The organism is Pseudomonas sp. FSL W5-0203, from assembly GCF_001896155.1.
In the GTDB taxonomy this organism is placed as follows: Bacteria; Pseudomonadota; Gammaproteobacteria; order Pseudomonadales; family Pseudomonadaceae; genus Aquipseudomonas; species Aquipseudomonas paracarnis.
The window spans coordinates 1-18,686 of sequence record NZ_MPOR01000036.1 but is presented as its reverse complement, the minus strand read 5'-3'; the positions used below and the strand labels follow the sequence as shown (position 1 = coordinate 18,686).

Sequence of the window (18,686 nt, the reverse complement as noted above, 5' to 3'; positions counted from 1 at the left end):
GGGCTGTTCTTCAGCCCCGAGTTGTTTCTGATTCATTAGACGAGACTGACTTCATGGCCCTCGACATTCACGCCCACCGCATCCTGATCCTCGACTTCGGTTCCCAGTACACCCAACTGATCGCCCGCCGCGTGCGTGAAATCGGCGTGTACTGCGAACTGCACCCGTTCGACATGGACGATGAAGCGATCCGCGAATTCGCACCCAAAGGCGTCATTCTCGCCGGTGGCCCCGAGTCCGTTCACGAAGCCAACAGCCCGCGCTGCCCGCAGGCGGTATTCGACCTGGGTGTGCCGGTGTTCGGCATCTGCTACGGCATGCAGACCATGGCCGAGCAACTGGGCGGCAAGGTTGAAGGTTCCGAGTTGCGTGAATTCGGTTATGCCCGTGTAGACGTGGTCGGCAAGAGCCGCCTGCTGGACGGCATCGAAGACCACATCGACGCCGACGGCCTGTTCGGCCTCGACGTGTGGATGAGCCACGGTGACAAGGTCACCAAAATGCCGGAAGACTTCCACATCCTGGCCAGCACCCCGAGCTGCCCGATCGCTGGCATGTTCAGCGACGAGCGTCGCTACTACGGCGTGCAGTTCCACCCGGAAGTGACCCACACCAAGCAAGGCGGGCGCATCCTGTCGCGTTTCATCCTCGACATTTGCGAGTGTGAAGCCCTGTGGACCCCGTCTAAAATCGCTGAAGACGCCATCGCCCAAGTGCGCGCCCAGGTCGGTACCGACAACGTGCTGCTCGGCCTGTCCGGCGGCGTTGACTCCTCGGTTGTGGCGGCCTTGCTGCACAAGGCCATCGGCGACCAGCTGACCTGCGTATTTGTCGACAACGGCCTGCTGCGCCTGCACGAAGGTGAGCAAGTGATGGCCATGTTCGCCGAGAACATGGGCGTCAAGGTGATCCGCGCCAACGCTGAGGACCAGTTCCTCAACAACCTAGCCGGCGAGTCCGACCCGGAGAAGAAGCGCAAGATCATCGGTCGTACCTTCATCGACGTATTCGATGCCGAGTCCACCAAACTGGACAACATCAAGTACCTCGCCCAGGGCACCATCTACCCCGACGTGATCGAGTCGGCCGGCGCCAAGAGCGGCAAGGCCCACGTGATCAAGTCCCACCACAACGTGGGTGGCCTGCCTGAGGAAATGAACCTCAAGCTGGTAGAACCGCTGCGCGAACTGTTCAAGGACGAAGTCCGCCGTCTGGGCCTGGAACTGGGCCTGCCGTACGACATGGTCTACCGCCACCCATTCCCAGGGCCGGGCCTGGGCGTGCGTATCCTGGGTGAAGTGAAGAAGGAATACGCCGACCTGCTGCGTCGCGCCGACCACATCTTCATCGAAGAACTGCGCAAGGCCGACTGGTACCACAAGGTCAGCCAGGCGTTCGTGGTGTTCCAGCCGGTGAAATCGGTTGGCGTTGTAGGCGATGGCCGTCGTTACGCATGGGTTGTTGCGCTGCGCGCCGTAGAGACCATCGACTTCATGACAGCGCGTTGGGCACACCTGCCTTACGAACTGCTGGAGACGGTCAGCGGCCGGATTATCAATGAGATCGAAGGTATTTCGCGCGTTACTTATGACGTGTCGAGCAAGCCGCCGGCGACGATTGAGTGGGAATGATCCTGCGATAGCAGGTGAGGACTGAATAACAGAACCCCGGCCATGTGCCGGGGTTTTTGCATGTTAGGCGAGTAGGTTAGAAGAACTCATCCTCTGTACATCAAGGAAGCTGTTCAATACAAAATGCATTGTATATTATGCAAAATTGTAATTTATGAGGTTTTGCATTGTATAGGATGCGATATAGATGGAGGATCTAGGAATTCTGATCAAAACCCTGCGAAAGTCCGCAGGCCTTTCGCAAAGTCAGCTAGCACAGCGGCACGGCATGAGTCGCGCCACCATCTCGGGGATCGAAAACAATACCATCCCTGAAATAGGTATTCGCAAGGTCGCAGCGATTCTTGAAGGCTTGGGATACGAATTGACCGCCACCCCCAATCCTCGACGCATGACTCTCGACGAATTGAAGGCAGGAGGTGTCCATGACTAGCCAACGTGATCGGTTGTACATCGGCACCAACGGTGTGCCTGCTGGAACGCTCGGGCGACGTAATGAAAATCAGCGTGACTCGATTTTTTCGTATAACGACACGGTGGCCCAAGAGCAAGCAGTGTCCTTGACCATGCCGGTGCGCCTGGAAAGCTACAACTGGGAGTACGGCATTCACCCGTTGTTTGAGATGCACATTCCTGAAGGGCATCTCAAGGCCGAACTCGTACGGCGTTTCAGCAAATCGGTGCGCGGTTTTGATGACTTTGCTTTATTGGGCATCGTAGGTCCGCACCAATTGGGTCGTATCAGCGTTGCCCATCAAGCGGGTGATGCGTCGTTGCCTGGGGTCAAGCTGGCTGACCTGCTGGTGTACGACGGGGCTGAAGACCTGTTCGATGAGCTTCTGAAAACCTACGCCGCTTATTCAGGGGTGTCGGGCGTTCAGCCGAAAGTGCTGGTTCGCGATGTTGGCGATATGGCTGCTGATATTGAACGTCTTACCCACAAGGGCGCCACGCATTTGGTAAAGGCGTTCAATGAGTCGGACGTTCCTCAGTTGGCGGCCAATGAATTTTTCTGCATGCGTGCCGCATACCATTGTGGTCTTGAGGTGCCTGAGGTCCAGCTCAGTCATAACGGGAAGTTTCTGGTAGTGAAGCGGTTCGACATCGGTGAAAACGCCTACCTCGGATTTGAGGATATGTGTGTTCTATCGGGATGGGGAACCGGGAAAAAATATGACGGCAGCTATCAAGGGTGCGCAAAACTGATCAGGTCATTTGTCACGCCAAGCCGGGTAGCCAGGGCTCTTGAAGACTTTTTCATAATGGTGGCGCTCTCGGCCGGTATTCAGAACGGTGATGCACACCTGAAAAACTTCGGCTTGCTTTATGAAAACTGCGCCGAGGATGCCGATGTCTGGCTTGCCCCCGTTTATGACCTGGTGACCACTACGGTCTACGCCGGCAACGACATCATGGGGCTGTTGCTTGGCGGTTCGAAGGCGTGGCCAAAGCGCAAGATGCTTGTGCAGTTCGGGCGCAGTTCGTGCAGTTTGACGCAGGCGCGCTGTAACGAATTGCTCGCCAGAGTGGACGATGGCATGAGTCGCGCCATGGCGGAGCTATCCGAGTATCGAAGTACCCACCCGGAGTTCGAAGCCGTGGGGGAAAAGATGGCCGGCGCATGGGCAGCAGGCTTGGCCAGGAGTATCTCGGTGTCGTGAGGGGCCGGGTTTAAGCGAGCCCCAGGGAGCAGCCGGGTTTAGCGCCGTGCCACATCCGAAAAATAAAACTTATCCAACGTATGCCGCGACTCGGTGTACTCGAACTGCCTTCCATCCTGCAAGAACGTCTGGTTACTCACCACAATCACATGGCTTTGCCCATCCAGATCCAGATGCGCCTGGTCGTCCTTGCTGCGCGGCAAGGCTTCGATGGTGCGCTGCGCATAGCTGATCTGCAGCTGCAGCGTTTGCTCGATAAACGCGTAGATCGACTGCTCGGCGATGTCGTGATCCAGGCCGGGAATCAGGTCACTGATGAAGTGGTTGATGTCCAGGATCACCCGTTTGCCACCGATGCGGCGTACCCGCTTGATGCGCGTAATGAGGGTGCCGGGCTCGGCCTCGATGTGCTGCAGCAGTGAGCCTTCCAGTGGGATCTGGGTGAACTCGACCACGTCAGTACGTACGTCATCGCCCAGGTCAGCATGCGTTTCGTGGAAGCTGACGATGCCGCCCAGTTGGAACTCGATCGGGTTGGGCGATAACACAAAGGTGCCCTTGCCGTGGATCTTTTGCGCAAAGCCACGTTCCTGCAACTGCTCGATGGCGCGCCGTACGGTGCCACGGCTGGCCTGGTAGGCGTCCATCAGTTCGGTTTCGGAGGGAAGGCGCGTACCGCGTTGCAGGCGCTCGGTGGTGATGCTGGCAAGCAGATCCGTATAGATCTGGTTGTATTTGCTCATGGGATGGCTCTTGCCCGGCGTTATGAAGGTGGACTGCGCGTTCAAGGCAGGAACCATAGTGGCAGAGGTGGGGTTTGTCCATTGGACAGCGGTGCGAGCCGGGGAAAAATCTGACAGAAAGCTCGCAGGCATAAACAAAAGTGTAACTCGTACAGACGAGTTGTTGATTTAACTCGTACAGACGAGTACTTTTCCCTCCTCGGCGTGCTGCCAACGACTGCCACCCATAAAAACAATCACAGTGGAAAACGAGCATGAGCCACGACTATTCAACGATTGCCCGCGAGATTCTCGACAACCTCGGGGGCCGCGAAAACCTTGAGCAGGCCGCCCATTGCGTGACCCGCCTGCGCCTGGCGCTCAAGGACCCCAGCCTGGTCAACAGCAGTGCCCTGAACCAGGTCGATCTGGTCAAGGGCTCGTTCTTTACCGGTGGCCTGTTCCAGGTGGTGATCGGCCCCGGCGAAGTGGAAAAGGTCTACGCCGCCCTGCGCGAGCTGACCGGCCTGGCCGCGTCGACCATTGCCGACGTCAAGAAAGCCGGCGGCGACAAGACCAACCCCATGCAGCGTCTGGTGCGGGTGTTCTCCGATGTGTTCATGCCGATCCTGCCCGCGCTGATCATTGCCGGCCTGTTGATGGGCGTGAACAACCTGATGGGCGCCAAGGGCATGTTCATCGAAGGCAAGACGCTGCTGGAGGCCTACCCGAACCTGGATGGTCTGTGGAGCCTGATCAACCTGATGGCCAACACCTCCTTCGTGTTCCTGCCGGCACTGGTGGGCTGGTCGGCGGCCAAGCGGTTCGGCGGCAGTGAAATCCTCGGCATCGTGCTGGGCCTGATGCTGGTGCACCCGGACCTGCTCAACGCCTGGAACTACGGCAAGGCGGTTGCCGGCCTCGACGGCCAGAGCCTGCCGTACTTCGATATCTTCGGCTGGTTCCAGATCGAGAAAGTCGGTTACCAGGGGCAGATCCTGCCGATCCTGATGGCGGCCTTTGTCATGAGCGTGATCGAAAAGTGGCTGCGGGCGCGGGTGCCGAATGCCATTCAACTGCTGGTGGTGCCGATCACCACTATCGTCGTCACCGGCGTGCTGGCCCTGGCGATTATCGGCCCGGTGACCCGTCACCTTGGCATCCTGATCACCGAAGGTTTGGTGACCCTGTTCGAGATCGCCCCGATGATCGGCGGCGCGATTTTCGGCCTGCTCTATGCGCCGCTGGTGATCACCGGCATGCACCACATGTTCCTCGCCGTCGACCTGCAGTTGATCTCCACTCAGGGCGGCACCTTTATCTGGCCGATGATCGTCATGTCCAACCTGGCCCAGGGCAGCGCCGCCCTCGGGGTGTTCTACATGACCCGCAACGCGCGGGACAAAAGCATGGCCTCGACCTCGGCGATTTCCGCTTACTTCGGCATCACGGAGCCGGCGATGTTCGGCGTGAACCTGCGCTTCAAATTTCCGTTCTATGCCGCGCTGCTGGGCTCGGCGCTGGGCAGCATTTTTCTGTCGTTGAACAAGGTGCAGGCCTCGGCCATCGGCGTCGGTGGGTTGCCCGGGTTTATCTCGATCGTGCCGAGCGCGATTCCGATGTTCGTGATCGGCATGGTCGTGGCGATGGTCGTGCCGTTTGCGCTGACGTGCATGTTGAGCATGAAGATCGTTCGGCCTGGTTACCGGGTCGCCTGAAGATCGCTATCGCAGGCAAGCCAGCTCCCACAGTGATGTGTGAACACATTCAAGTGTGGGAGCTGGCTTGCCTGCGATGAGGCCAGAAGGGCCAGCACCCAACTCTACTGAAGGAACCCACCATGCAAACCTGGCAACACTCGGTGATCTACCAGATCTACCCCAAAAGCTTCCACAGCCACGCGGGTAACGCCACCGGTGACCTGTTGGGCATCGTGGACAAACTCGACTACCTCAAATGGCTGGGCGTGGATTGCCTGTGGGTTACCCCGTTCCTGCGCTCGCCCCAGCGCGACAACGGCTACGACATCAGCGACTACTACGCCATCGACCCCAGCTACGGCACTATGGCCGACTGCGACCTGCTGATCAGCGAAGCCGCCAAGCGTGGTATCAAGCTGATGCTCGATATCGTGGTCAACCACACCTCCATCGAACACGAATGGTTCCAGCAGGCGCGCAGCAGCCTCGACAATCCCTATCGTGACTTCTACATCTGGCGCGACCAGCCGAACAACTGGGAATCCAAGTTCGGCGGCTCGGCCTGGGAGTACGAAGCGCAGACTGGCCAGTACTACCTGCATCTGTTCGACCATACACAGGCCGACCTCAATTGGGACAACCCCCAGGTGCGCGCCGAAGTGTTCAAGATGATGCGCTTCTGGCGCGACAAAGGCGTGGGCGGCTTCCGCCTGGATGTGATCAACCTGATCTCCAAGCCCGCCGACTTCCCCGAGGACAACAGCGACGGCCGCCGCTTCTACACCGACGGCCCGAACGTGCACCAATACTTGCAGCAAATGCACCGTGAAGTCTTTGAAGGCCATGACCTCATCAACGTGGGCGAGATGTCATCCACCCGCCTGGAACACTGCATTCGCTACTCGAATCCAGCGTCTAAAGAACTGTCGATGACCTTCAACTTCCACCACCTGAAAGTCGATTACCCCAACCTGCAAAAGTGGGTGAAGGCTGACTTCGACTTCCTGCAACTCAAGCAGATTTTCTCCGACTGGCAGATGGGCATGCAGGCCGGCGGCGGCTGGAACGCGTTGTTCTGGTGTAACCACGACCAGCCACGGGTGGTCTCGCGCTTTGGTGACGACGGCCAATACCGCGTGGTCTCGGCCAAGATGCTCGCCACGGCGCTGCACTTTCTGCAGGGCACGCCGTATGTGTATCAGGGCGAAGAGTTGGGTATGACCAATCCAGGCTTCGACAGCATCTCGCAATACCGCGATGTGGAAACCCTGAACATCTTCCGCCTCAAGCGCGACGCGGGAGAGTCCGAAGCCTCGAGCATGGCGGCGATCATGCAGAAGTCCCGCGATAACGGGCGTACGCCCATGCAGTGGAGCACCGAAGCGAACGCGGGGTTCAGCCGCGGTGAACCCTGGATCGGCATTCCCGCGAATGCTGCGCAGATCAACGTCGCAAGCCAGGTGGATGACACGGATTCGGTGCTGCATCACTACCGCAGGCTGATCGATCTGCGCCGTCGCGAACCGCTGATACAGCAAGGCGTTTACCGCCCGATGCTGCAAGACCATCTCCAGGTCTGGGCGTACCTGCGTGAAGGCCACGGCGAGCGCCTGTTGGTACTCAACAACTTCTATGGATCGCCATGCGAGATCCAGCTGCCAGAAAGCGTGATCAACGCCGAGAGCGAGCAACGCCTGTTGATCAGCAACTACCCCGACTGCCCCCTGCGCACGAGCACTGTGCTGTTACGTCCTTATGAATCCTTCGTGCTGCACCTGACTGATTGAAACACCCCCTGCAGGAGCGAGCTTGCTCGCGAAGATCGTCAACGAAAACGCGCCCCTCCAGGTGTTGCGTGGAGGCAGGAAGTTTTTCGCGAGCAAGCTCGCTCCTACAGGGATCGCGTCATGCAAGACAGTAAGAAAAAACAATAAAAATAAAAGGAGCGTTTCATGAAAACAACAATAAAGCTGGGCCTTATTGCCTCCTGCCTCACGGTGCCTTTTGGCGCGCAAGCCCTGGAGTTTGCCGGGTATTTGCGCAGCGGCGTGGGCACGTCAACGGGCAGCGGCAAGCAGCAATGTTTCCAACTGCCGGGTGCGCAAACCAAATACCGCCTGGGTAACGAATGCGAGCAGTACGCCGAGCTGGAACTGCGTCAGGATTTGCTGACCCTCGACGACGGTTCTGTGTTCAGCGTCGATGCCATGGCGTCCCTCTACAACCGGTACGACCGCGCCCTGAAGTTCCAGGGTGAAAACAACGGCTCGGCGCGCATGCCGCAGATGTATGCGCAATGGTCCAACCTGCCCAGTCTCAATGGCGGTTCGCTGTGGGCCGGGCGGCGTTACTACAAACGTAACGACATCCATATTTCCGACTTCTACTACTGGAACCAGAGCGCCACCGGTGGTGGGATCGAGGACGTGTTGATCGGCGGCTTGAAATACAGCTACGCCCTGTCGCGCAAGGACAACCTGTACCAGAAGGAGTACGCCACCCGTCACGACTTCAACGTCGCCGGTTTCAAGACCAACCCCGGTGGCGAACTGGAACTTGGCTTGAGCTACATCGCCAAGGCCGGTGGCCGTGACACCAACAGTGGCTGGGCGCTGACGGCGCAGCATGTACAAGCGGCCTTCCTGGGTGGCAAGAACAAGTTTGCCCTGCAGTACGGCGAAGGCCCCGGCACCGGTCTGGGTTACACCGGCAATACCACGTTGGACAAAAGTAGCAAAAGTTACCGCGCCGTGGAGTTCTTTGATTGGCAAGTGACTCCGCGTTTCGGCGGGCAAGTCGAGGCGGTGTACCAGAAAGATGTGCGCCCTGGGCGTCAGGATCAGAACTGGATGTCCCTGGGTGTACGCCCGGCGTATGCGCTCAGCGAGCAATTCAAACTGGTTACTGAGCTGGGGCACGATCAGGTCGAGGCCACCGGCGGTACGCGCAAATTGAGCAAATTTACCTTCGCCCCGACCTGGTCGCCCAAAGGCCCTGAGTTCTGGGCGCGGCCGGAAGTACGGCTGTATTACACCTATGCGTCCTGGAATAAAGCGGCCAAGCGTGCGGCCAATGAGCTGGCGGCGGGCTCGGCTTTGTCCGACACCGGCGCCTATGGCACGGCGCGGCATGGGTCGAACGTCGGTGTGCAGGTCGAATATTGGTGGAAGTAATCCGCGCTTGTGTGGAAGCGGGCTTGCTCGCGAATGCAGTAGGTCAGTCAATGAATGTGTCGCCTGATACACCGCTTTTCGCGAGCAAGCCCGCTCCCACCTTTGATCTTCGTCATCCTCAACCTTGCATCGGCTCAATGATTTTTAAAGAACAACACAAACAGGTGAAGTCATGACCACATCTCAACCCCTGGAACTGCTGGCACCCTTGTCCGGGGTTTTGCTGGCGCTGGATCAGGTCCCCGACCCGGTATTTTCCGGCCGCGTGATTGGCGATGGCCTGTGCATCGACCCTACCTCGCAGACCCTCTGCGCGCCGTTGGCCGGGGTGATCAGCAATATTCAGGACAGCGGCCACGCCGTCAGTGTCACCGCCGAAAACGGAGTGCAGGTGCTGCTGCATATTGGCCTGGACACCGTGAACCTGGCGGGCCATGGCTTCACCCGGCTGGTCGAGGAGGGCCAGCGGGTGGAGGCCGGGCAGCCGCTGATCGAGTTCGATGCCGATTATGTGGCGCTCAATGCACGCAGCCTGCTGACCTTGATGCTCATTGTGAGCGGCGAGCCGTTTGTGCCATTGGTGGCCGGTCAAGCGCTGGTCGAGTCCGGCCAGCCACTGTTGCAGGTCTCACCGGGGCAGATACCCGCAGAGGTGGACGAGGAGGAGGGCAATGCGCTGTTCTCCAAGCCAGTAACCCTGCCCAACGCCAGCGGCTTGCACGCCCGCCCTGCGGCGGTGTTTGCTCAGGCGGCGAAGGGGTTCAGTTCAAGCATATTTCTGCACAAGCAAACCCTGAGCGCGAATGCCAAGTCGCTTGTGGCGATCATGGCGCTGCAGACCTTCCAGGGCGACAGCGTGCAAGTGAGCGCGGCGGGGGAAGATGCCGAGGCGGCGATCCAGGCGCTGGTGGCGTTGTTGCTCGACGGCTGTGGCGAGACGCTGCCGGTAGCCGTCGAGAAAATCAGCAAGCCCGCTGCGCCGGCGTCTTCGGCGTCCGTGTTGCGAGGCGTCTGTGCGTCGCCGGGCTCGGCGTTCGGCCAGGTGGTCCAAGTGGCTGAACCGACGCTCGACATTCCCGAAGCCGGTACGGGAGAAACCTTCGAACGTACCGCATTGGCCCGTGGCCTGCGGGCGGCAAACGAGGCGCTGCAAGCGTTGCAGGCCAAGGCGGCCGGCAGCGCCCAGGCCGAGATTTTCCGCGCCCACCAGGAACTGCTCGAAGACCCGACCCTGCTTGAACAAGCTCATAGCCTGCTGGCCGAAGGCAAGAGCGCGGCCTTTGCCTGGAATACGGCCACGGTGGCGACCGCCAGGCTCTTCGAAGGCTTGGGTAAAACGCTGCTGGCTGAGCGTGCGGCGGATTTGGCCGACGTCGGCCAGCGCGTGCTCAAGTTGATCCTGGGGGTGCCGGAGCGTTCCATGGAGCTGCCGGAGTGCGCCATTCTGGTCGCCGAACAACTGACCCCCTCACAAACCGCCGGCCTGGATACCAGCAAAGTGCTGGGCTTCGTCACGGTCGCCGGTGGGGCTACCAGCCACGTGGCCATCCTCGCCCGGGCCCTCGGCCTGCCATCCCTTTGCGGTGTACCCAGTCAAGTATTGGCCTTGGCCAACGGCAAGCGGGTACTGCTCAATGCCGATAAAGGCGAGCTGCAGCTGGAGCCGAATCTGGCTGAAATCGAGCAACTGCAGGCGGTTCGTCAACAGCAAAAGCTACGGCTGCAGCGTGAAGTGGCACAGGCCTCACAGGCGGCGGTCACCCGCGACGGTCACCACATCGAGGTCACAGCCAACGTCGCCTCATTGCAGGAAGTGGAACAGTCACTGACCCTGGGCGCTGAAGGCGTGGGGCTGCTGCGTTCGGAGTTCCTCTACCTGGAACGCAACCGTGCCCCGAGCGCAGAGGAGCAGGCCGACACCTACAGCGCCATCGCCCGCGCCCTCGGCACCGAGCGCAATCTGGTGGTGCGTACCCTGGATGTGGGCGGCGATAAACCCTTGGCCTATGTACCGATGGAAAGCGAGACCAACCCATTCCTTGGCCTGCGCGGGATCCGCCTGTGCCTGGAACGTCCCGAACTGTTGCGTGAACAGTTGCGTGCGATTCTTGTCAGTGCAGGCTTGGCGCGGCTGCATATCATGTTGCCAATGGTCAGCCTGCTGTCGGAGCTGCATCTGGCGCGCAAAATGCTCGAAGAGGAAGCGCAGACGCTTGGCCTGAGTGAACTCCCCAAGCTGGGCATCATGATCGAAGTGCCGAGTGCGGCGTTGATGGCGGATGTGTTTGCGCCCCATGTGGATTTCTTCTCCATCGGCACCAACGACCTCACCCAATACACCCTGGCCATGGACCGCGATCACCCGCGCCTGGCCAGCCAGGCCGACAGTTTTCATCCGGCGGTGCTGCGGCTGATCGACATCACTGTCAAGGCGGCCCATGCCCACGGCAAGTGGGTGGGCGTATGTGGTGCGCTGGCATCCGAAACCCTGGCGGTGCCGGTGTTGATTGGCCTGGGCGTGGATGAGCTGTCGGTCAGCGTGCCGCTGATCCCCACCATCAAGGCCACCGTGCGCGAGTTGGACCTGCACGACTGCCAGATCATTGCCCGCCAAGTGCTGGGCCTGGAAGAAGCCGACCAAGTGCGCGAGGCCCTGCGCCTGTACCACGCGGCCACCGTTGAAACCTCACCTATCATGGAGCACTGAGCATGTTCGAGAAATTGCAGCGGGCGTTCTGGAAAGCCCTGACGCCTGATTTGGTGGCCGAGACGGTCACGCCGACGACGCCGAGCCTGTTGTCGGCCGATGTGGTGAGTGCATTGGGCGGGGAGGGTAACGTGACGTCACAGCAGCGCGTGGCACTCACGCGGGTGCGCGTGCAATTGCGCGAGGCGGGGCGTTTGGATGAGTCGGCGTTGAAGGCCGCGGGTATACCCGCCGTGATGGTACTGCCGGGCGGCGTGCTCCACCTGCTCACCGGCCTATAAGGCGACGATGATCAAATGTGGGAGCCGGGCTTGCCCGCGATAGCGGTGTGTCAGGCGCCGAATACCTTGACTGTCAGGCCGCCATCGCGGGCAAGCCCGGCTCCCACAGAGATTTGCTGTGTGCGGGCTGTCGTGATCAGAGTTGCGGGCTGTCTTGCGGTGGCTTGGTCTTGTCCACGCCCGGCACATGCAGGTTGCCTTCCACCACCTGGTTACCTTCCAGCTGCGGCTGGGTCACCCAGGTGAGGATGTCGTAGTAACGCCGGATGTTCGCCACAAAATGTACCGGCTCGCCGCCGCGGGCGTAGCCGTAGCGGGTCTTGCTGTACCACTGCTTCTGCGACAGGCGTGGCAGCATCTTCTTCACGTCCAGCCACTTGTTCGGGTTCAGGCCTTCTTTCTTCGCCAGGAGGCGCGCGTCGTCCAGGTGGCCGGTGCCTACGTTGTAGGCGGCGAGGGCGAACCAGGTGCGGTCGGGTTCGGCGATCTTGTCATCCAGTTCATCCTTGATCCTGGCCAGGTACTTGGCGCCGCCCATGATGCTCTGCTTGGGGTCCAGGCGGTTGGACACGCCCATGGCTTGCGCGGTGTTCTGGGTCAGCATCATCAGACCGCGCACGCCGGTCTTGGACGTGACCGTGGGTTGCCACAGCGATTCCTGATAACCAATGGCTGCCAACAACCGCCAATCGACTTTCTCGGCCTTGGCATAGGCGCGAAAGTGTTTCTCGTACTTGGGCAGGCGCTGTTGCAGGTGCTGGGCAAAGGTATAGGCGCCGACATAGCCGAGTACATCGACGTGCCCGTAGTAGCGGTCCTTCAGGCGTTGCAAGGTGCCATTCTTCTCGACCTTGTCCAGGTAACTGTTGATCTCGTTGAGCAGGCTGTTGTCGTCGCCTGCTGCCACGGCCCAGCTTTGATTGCTGGCATTGCCGAGGTCGAAGGCCACGCGCACGTTGGGGAAGTACACCTGGTTCATGGCCACTTCGTTGGAGTCCACCAGGGTCAGGTCGATTTGCCCTTCGTCGACCATGCGCAGCAAATCCACCACCTCAACGGCATCGGATTCTTCGTATTCAATCGCCGGGTTCTGTTTTTTCAGCGCCGCCAGTTGTTCAGCGTGGGTGCTGCCCTTGAGCACCATGATCTTCTTGCCCACCAGGTCGGCGGCATTGGTGGGACGCGATTGGCCGTTGCGGTAGATAATCTGTGGGGTGACTTCAAGGTACGGGTGGGAGAAGCGCACCTGCTGCTGGCGCTGGTCGCTGCTCACCAGGCCGGCGGCGGCGAGTACCGGGCCATTGGGTTTGCCCAGCCGGCTGAACAGGTCGTCGAGGTTGTCGGCCGTCTCGATTTCCAACTTCACCCCCAGGTCGTCGGCAAAGCGCTTGACCAGTTCGTATTCGAAGCCGGTCTCACCGTTGCGATCCTGGAAATACGTAGCGGGACTGTTGCGAGTGACCACCCGCAATACGCCATCCTCCTTGATTCGCTCCAGTGTGCTGGGTTTATCAACACAGGCACTGAGCATCAGGAAGAGCAAGGTGGCGATGAGCCATTTGACGCATCGCAGGCGCGAAACAGTTGGGAAGAACATCTGCGCAGTATACGCAAACGGCTCACGGCGCCATATCTCGACAGCGGCGCACTTGTCTGCTAGCCAGCGTAAAACTGTGCTGCAGCCCGCAGAAACGGGGCTTGGCGAGCGATTGTGACGGTTAAAATAACTGCGCCCAATGCCCTGCATCACGCCGTGATCGCAGGCAAAGCGTGCCAACTGACGTTCGGCGGCGGCCACCGGTAGCGTTTCGGGTGCCGTTGGCGAAGGTTTACGCTAGAATGCACGGCCTCAAAGCACACCCCTTCCCGAGGCTGTCCCGAAGATGTTGATCCTGCGCGGCGCTCCTGCCCTTTCTGCCTTTCGCCACAGCAAACTCCTTGAGCAACTGAGCCAGAAGGTTCCAGCTGTTACAGGCCTGTACGCTGAATTTGCTCACTTCGCCGACGTAACCGGCGTCTTGACCGCCGACGAACAGCAAGTGCTGGCACGCCTTCTGAAGTACGGCCCAAGCGTTCCCGTTCAAGAGCCGACTGGCCGCTTGTTCCTGGTTCTGCCACGGTTCGGCACCATCTCGCCCTGGTCGAGCAAGGCCAGCGACATCGCCCGCAACTGCGGCCTGGACAAAATCCAGCGCCTGGAGCGTGGGATCGCCTTCTACGTCGCCGGGCAGTTCAGCGACGCCGAGGCCGAGCTGATCGCCAGCAGCCTGCACGACCGCATGACCCAGATCATCGTCGGCCAGCTGGAACAGGCTGCCGGCCTGTTCAGCCATGCCGAACCCAAGCCGCTCACCGCGATTGACGTGCTCGGCGGTGGCCGCGCCGCCCTCGAGAAGGCCAACACCGAACTGGGCCTGGCCCTGGCCGAAGACGAGATCGACTATCTGGTCAACGCCTTCACCGGCTTGAAGCGCAACCCCCACGACATCGAACTGATGATGTTCGCCCAGGCCAACTCCGAGCACTGCCGTCACAAGATCTTCAACGCCAGTTGGGACATCGACGGCCAAAGCCAGGAAAAAAGCCTGTTCGGCATGATCAAGAACACCTACGTGATGCACAGCGAAGGCGTTCTGTCGGCTTATAAGGACAACGCCTCGGTCATCGTCGGCTCCGTCGCCGGTCGCTTCTTCCCGGATCCGGAAACCCGCCAGTACGGCGCGGTGCAGGAGCCGGTGCACATCCTGATGAAGGTTGAAACCCACAACCACCCGACCGCGATTGCCCCGTTCCCGGGCGCAGCCACCGGTTCGGGCGGCGAAATCCGTGACGAAGGCGCCACCGGCCGTGGTGCCAAGCCCAAGGCGGGCCTCACCGGTTTCACCGTGTCCAACCTGCAGATCCCGGGCTTTGAACAGCCGTGGGAAGTGCCGTATGGCAAGCCTGAGCGCATCGTCACGGCGCTGGACATCATGATCGAAGGCCCGCTGGGCGGCGCCGCGTTCAACAACGAATTCGGGCGACCAGCGCTCACCGGCTACTTCCGGACCTTCGAGCAGTCCATCACCACCCCGCGTGGCGATGAAGTGCGCGGCTACCACAAGCCGATCATGTTGGCCGGCGGCATGGGCAACATCCGTGAAGAACACGTCAAGAAAGGCGAGATTCTGGTCGGCTCCAAGCTGATCGTGCTCGGCGGCCCGGCGATGCTGATCGGCCTGGGCGGCGGTGCGGCCTCTTCCATGGCCACCGGCACCAGCTCGGCAGATCTGGACTTTGCTTCCGTACAGCGCGAAAACCCTGAGATGGAACGCCGTTGCCAGGAAGTCATCGACCGTTGCTGGCAGTTGGGTGACAAGAACCCGATCAGCTTCATCCACGACGTCGGCGCTGGCGGTTTGTCCAACGCCTTCCCGGAACTGGTCAACGATGGCGACCGTGGTGGCCGTTTCGAGCTGCGCAACATTCCAAACGACGAGCCGGGCATGGCCCCGCACGAAATCTGGAGTAACGAATCCCAGGAACGCTACGTACTGGCCGTCGGTCCTGAAGACTTCGCACGCTTCCAGGCCATCTGCGAACGCGAGCGTTGCCCGTTTGCCGTGGTCGGCGAAGCCACTGCCGAGCCGCAACTGACCGTCACCGACAGCCACTTCGGCAACAGCCCCGTGGACATGCCGTTGGAAGTGCTGCTGGGCAAGGCCCCGCGCATGCACCGTTCGGCCAACCGTGAAGCTGAACTGGGCGATGATTTCGACCCAAGCACGCTGGACCTGGCCAACAGCATCGAACGTGTGCTGCACCATCCGGCCGTGGCGAGCAAAAGCTTCCTGATCACCATCGGCGACCGCACCATCACCGGCCTGGTGGCTCGTGACCAAATGGTCGGCCCATGGCAGGTGCCGGTGGCCGACGTTGCCGTCACCGCCACCAGCTTCGACGTGTACACCGGTGAAGCCATGGCCATGGGCGAGCGCACGCCGCTGGCCCTGCTGGACGCTCCGGCGTCGGGCCGCATGGCCATTGGTGAAACCCTCACCAACATCGCTGCCTCGCGTATCGGCAAGCTGTCCGACATCAAACTGTCGGCCAACTGGATGTCCGCTGCCGGCCACCCGGGTGAAGATGCACGCCTGTACGACACGGTTAAAGCCGTCGGCATGGAGCTGTGCCCGGAACTGGGTATCACCATTCCGGTGGGCAAGGACTCCATGTCCATGGCCACCCGTTGGAACGAAGACGGCACCGACAAGAGCGTCACGTCGCCGCTGTCGTTGATCGTTACCGGTTTCGCGCCGGTCACCGACATCCGCCAGACCCTGACCCCGCAACTGCGCATGGACAAGGGCACCACCGACCTGATCCTGATCGACCTGGGCCGTGGCCAGAACCGCATGGGCGCCTCGATCCTGGCGCAAACCCACGGCAAGCTCGGCAAGCAGGCCCCGGACGTCGATGACGCCGAAGACCTCAAGGCCTTCTTCGCCGTGATCCAGGGCCTGAACGCCGACGGCCACCTGTTGGCTTACCACGACCGTTCCGACGGTGGTTTGCTGACCAGCGTCGTCGAAATGGCCTTCGCCGGTCACTGCGGCCTGAACATCGTGCTCGACAGCGTTGCCGAGGATGCTGCCGAAATCAACGGCATCCTGTTCAACGAAGAATTGGGTGCAGTGATCCAGGTACGCCAGGACGCGACCCCAGATGTGCTCGCGCAGTTCAGCGCCGCTGGCCTGGCCGAGTGCGTGGCGGTGATTGGCCAGCCGATCAACAACGGCGAAGTCAATATCTCGTTCAACGGCGACACGGTCTTTACCGGTCAGCGTCGTTTGCTGCAACGCCAGTGGGCCGAGACCAGCTACCAGATCCAGCGTCTGCGCGACAACGCCGACTGCGCCGAGCAGGAATTCGACGTGATCCTGGAAGAAGACAACCCGGGCCTGAGCACCATGCTCAGCTTCGACGTCAACCAGGACATCGCAGCGCCTTACATCAAGAAGGGCATTCGCCCACAGGTTGCCGTACTGCGTGAGCAAGGCGTCAACGGTCAGGTGGAAATGGCGGCGGCGTTCGACCGCGCCGGCTTCAATGCGATCGACGTGCACATGAGCGATATCCTCGCTGGTCGCGTTGACCTCAATGAGTTCAAAGGCCTGGTGGCCTGCGGTGGTTTCTCCTACGGCGACGTGCTGGGTGCCGGTGAAGGCTGGGCCAAGTCGGCCCTGTTCAACAGCCGTGCCCGCGACGCGTTCCAGGGCTTCTTCGAACGCAACGACAGCTTCACCCTGGGTGTGTGCAACGGTTGCCAGATGATGTCCAACCTCAGCGAACTGATCCCGGGCAGCGAGTTCTGGCCGCACTTTGTGCGTAACCGTTCCGAGCAGTTCGAAGCCCGTGTCGCCATGGTGCAGGTGCAGGAGTCCAACTCGATCTTCCTGCAGGGCATGGCCGGTTCGCGTATGCCAATCGCCATCGCCCACGGTGAAGGCCACGCCGAATTCAGCAGCGAAGAAGCGCTGCTTGAAGCCGACCTGTCCGGCACCGTGGCCCTGCGTTTCGTCGACAACCACGGCAAGGTCACCGAGAGCTACCCGGCCAACCCGAACGGCTCGCCGCGCGGGATCACCGGCCTTACCAGCCGCGACGGCCGCGTGACCATCATGATGCCGCACCCGGAGCGCGTGTTCCGCGCCGTGCAAAACTCGTGGCGCCCGGAAGAGTGGAACGAAGACGGCGCCTGGATGCGCATGTTCCGCAACGCTCGCGTGTGGGTGAACTAAGGCCGTGTACAAGCTCGCCTTCTTCGTACCCGACAGCCATGTGGAGACGGTAAAAACCGCCGTCTTCGCAGCCGGCGGCGGGCGCATCGGCGACTACGACAGCTGCGCCTGGCAAGTGCTGGGCCAGGGCCAATTCCGCGCGTTGGACGGCAGCCAGCCGTTTATCGGGCAGGTCGGCCAGGTTGAAGTGGTTGAAGAGTGGAAGGTTGAGCTGGTGGTGGCGGATGAGTTGATTGCGGCTGTCGTGGCTGCTTTGAAACTCAGTCACCCGTATGAGACACCGGCGTATGAGGTGTGGCAGTTGGCGGATTTTTGATCGGCTGGCTGCATAAACAAGAAACCCGCTGGGCCAGTTTGGTCAGCGGGTTTTTTGTTGGCTGTGAAGGCCTCATCGCGGGCAAGCCCGGCTCCCACAGTTTGATCGTGTTGTCCTGTCATGCATCAACCCACTGTGGGAGCTGGCTTGCCTGCGATGGCGCCGGTGCAGGCGCCTCAGAACTTTCCGACAAGCCTTTCAGGTTGTCCCTCGGAACGGGTACCACTAACCTTCGTCAGTCGCTGCCAATTCAGCGACCGGGACTGCAAGCCCGCCGAAACCTCACCAGTTAGTCACAAGCGCCTTTATAATTGCGGCGCTTTTTCATGGTCGCCATTTATGGCGGCTGTGTGCGGGAGACCTTCGGGTCTACCGAGACTTGCTGGTGATTCTCGGTCTTGCAGGCCCGCACACAGCTGCCACCCATCATCTGCAAGTGATGCTGGTAGTTCACGGCTAACTGATCGTTCCCACGCTCCGCGTGGGAATGCATCCTGTGACGCTCAGCGTCACCCTTGCGCAGGGCGGGACGCAGAGCGTCCGAGGCGGCATTCCCACGCAGAGCGTGGGAACGATCGGTCAAGACCTGGCATCCGTGCAGGCACTGGCGGGTCAACTGGCTTTTGATGTCGACGGCTCCCTGCGTGATGCAGTGCTGGGGATTCATCGGATGGTGGAAGGGATCCAGTTGATGGTGGATCGGGTGCTGGATCTT

General features: G+C 60.6%; 13 protein-coding genes. 11 read left to right on the top strand and 2 right to left on the bottom strand.

Features of this window, described 5'->3' with window-relative positions; all coding sequences use genetic code 11:
• The first annotated feature begins 53 nt into the window (after positions 1 to 53).
• From guaA to BOP96_RS23620, 3 genes are all read left to right on the top strand, one after another.
• The gene (guaA, locus tag BOP96_RS23630; RefSeq protein WP_003193997.1) at positions 54 to 1,631 is read left to right on the top strand and encodes a glutamine-hydrolyzing GMP synthase; all 1,578 of its coding nucleotides are present in this window, start codon (positions 54 to 56) and stop codon (positions 1,629 to 1,631) included.
• A 187-nt stretch (positions 1,632 to 1,818) separates the two neighbouring features.
• Complete coding sequence (locus BOP96_RS23625; protein ID WP_003193996.1) at positions 1,819 to 2,064, top strand: helix-turn-helix domain-containing protein; 246 nt, start codon at positions 1,819 to 1,821, stop codon at positions 2,062 to 2,064.
• A complete protein-coding gene (locus BOP96_RS23620) occupies positions 2,057 to 3,292 on the top strand; it encodes a type II toxin-antitoxin system HipA family toxin (RefSeq protein WP_003193995.1) in 1,236 nt (411 codons plus the stop codon). Before BOP96_RS23625 ends, BOP96_RS23620 begins: the two co-directional genes overlap by 8 nt.
• A gap of 38 nt (positions 3,293 to 3,330) precedes the next feature.
• Here the strand turns inward: BOP96_RS23620 and treR are convergent, their stop codons facing one another.
• A complete protein-coding gene (gene treR / locus BOP96_RS23615) occupies positions 3,331 to 4,035 on the bottom strand; it encodes a trehalose operon repressor (protein ID WP_060768042.1) in 705 nt (234 codons plus the stop codon).
• A gap of 254 nt (positions 4,036 to 4,289) precedes the next feature.
• Between treR and treP the strand changes: the two genes are divergently transcribed.
• From treP to BOP96_RS23590, 5 genes are all read left to right on the top strand, one after another.
• On the top strand, positions 4,290 to 5,732 hold the full coding sequence (gene treP, locus BOP96_RS23610; protein ID WP_014719803.1) for a PTS system trehalose-specific EIIBC component: 1,443 nt from the start codon (positions 4,290 to 4,292) through the stop codon (positions 5,730 to 5,732).
• A gap of 122 nt (positions 5,733 to 5,854) precedes the next feature.
• Positions 5,855 to 7,501, top strand: a complete 1,647-nt coding sequence (gene treC, locus BOP96_RS23605) for an alpha,alpha-phosphotrehalase (RefSeq protein WP_073454185.1) — start codon at positions 5,855 to 5,857, stop codon at positions 7,499 to 7,501.
• 165 nt (positions 7,502 to 7,666) lie between these two features.
• Complete coding sequence (locus tag BOP96_RS23600) at positions 7,667 to 8,887, top strand: maltoporin (RefSeq protein WP_019817230.1); 1,221 nt, start codon at positions 7,667 to 7,669, stop codon at positions 8,885 to 8,887.
• Between the two features lie 172 nt (positions 8,888 to 9,059).
• A complete protein-coding gene (gene ptsP, locus BOP96_RS23595) occupies positions 9,060 to 11,594 on the top strand; it encodes a phosphoenolpyruvate--protein phosphotransferase (RefSeq protein ID WP_073454183.1) in 2,535 nt (844 codons plus the stop codon).
• 2 nt (positions 11,595 to 11,596) lie between these two features.
• Positions 11,597 to 11,875 carry a PTS transporter subunit EIIB gene (locus BOP96_RS23590; protein WP_060768040.1) on the top strand — a complete coding sequence of 93 codons (279 nt, stop codon included), beginning with the start codon at positions 11,597 to 11,599 and terminating at the stop codon, positions 11,873 to 11,875.
• A 136-nt stretch (positions 11,876 to 12,011) separates the two neighbouring features.
• On the opposite strand, the gene mltF is transcribed toward BOP96_RS23590, so the two are convergent.
• Entirely contained in the window at positions 12,012 to 13,472 is a 1,461-nt protein-coding gene (mltF, locus tag BOP96_RS23585) for a membrane-bound lytic murein transglycosylase MltF (protein ID WP_073454181.1), read from the bottom strand.
• Positions 13,473 to 13,758: 286 nt separating this feature from the next.
• On the opposite strand from mltF, the gene purL reads away from it, so the two are divergent.
• From purL to BOP96_RS23570, 3 genes are all read left to right on the top strand, one after another.
• Positions 13,759 to 17,655: a phosphoribosylformylglycinamidine synthase gene (gene purL / locus BOP96_RS23580; RefSeq protein ID WP_020301368.1), complete on the top strand. Its 3,897-nt coding sequence runs from the start codon at positions 13,759 to 13,761 to the stop codon at positions 17,653 to 17,655.
• A 4-nt stretch (positions 17,656 to 17,659) separates the two neighbouring features.
• Positions 17,660 to 17,971, top strand: coding sequence for an NIF3 1 (locus BOP96_RS23575; RefSeq protein WP_014719796.1), 312 nt, complete (start codon positions 17,660 to 17,662; stop codon positions 17,969 to 17,971).
• 550 nt (positions 17,972 to 18,521) lie between these two features.
• The coding region (locus tag BOP96_RS23570) for a DUF6124 family protein (protein ID WP_371925415.1) at positions 18,522 to 18,686 on the top strand (165 nt) is incomplete at its 3' end.

What these genes read in the sequence shown, in the direction of transcription:
- BOP96_RS23590 (WP_060768040.1), top strand. Translation starts at nt 11,597, where the DNA reads ATGTTCGAGAAATTGCAGCGGGCGTTCTGGAAAGCCCTGACGCCTGAT.
- mltF (WP_073454181.1), bottom strand. Translation starts at nt 13,472, where the DNA reads ATGTTCTTCCCAACTGTTTCGCGCCTGCGATGCGTCAAATGGCTCATC.
- ptsP (WP_073454183.1), top strand. Translation starts at nt 9,060, where the DNA reads ATGACCACATCTCAACCCCTGGAACTGCTGGCACCCTTGTCCGGGGTT.
- treP (WP_014719803.1), top strand. Translation starts at nt 4,290, where the DNA reads ATGAGCCACGACTATTCAACGATTGCCCGCGAGATTCTCGACAACCTC.
- guaA (WP_003193997.1), top strand. Translation starts at nt 54, where the DNA reads ATGGCCCTCGACATTCACGCCCACCGCATCCTGATCCTCGACTTCGGT.
- BOP96_RS23620 (WP_003193995.1), top strand. Translation starts at nt 2,057, where the DNA reads ATGACTAGCCAACGTGATCGGTTGTACATCGGCACCAACGGTGTGCCT.
- treR (WP_060768042.1), bottom strand. Translation starts at nt 4,035, where the DNA reads ATGAGCAAATACAACCAGATCTATACGGATCTGCTTGCCAGCATCACC.
- purL (WP_020301368.1), top strand. Translation starts at nt 13,759, where the DNA reads ATGTTGATCCTGCGCGGCGCTCCTGCCCTTTCTGCCTTTCGCCACAGC.
- BOP96_RS23625 (WP_003193996.1), top strand. Translation starts at nt 1,819, where the DNA reads ATGGAGGATCTAGGAATTCTGATCAAAACCCTGCGAAAGTCCGCAGGC.
- treC (WP_073454185.1), top strand. Translation starts at nt 5,855, where the DNA reads ATGCAAACCTGGCAACACTCGGTGATCTACCAGATCTACCCCAAAAGC.
- BOP96_RS23600 (WP_019817230.1), top strand. Translation starts at nt 7,667, where the DNA reads ATGAAAACAACAATAAAGCTGGGCCTTATTGCCTCCTGCCTCACGGTG.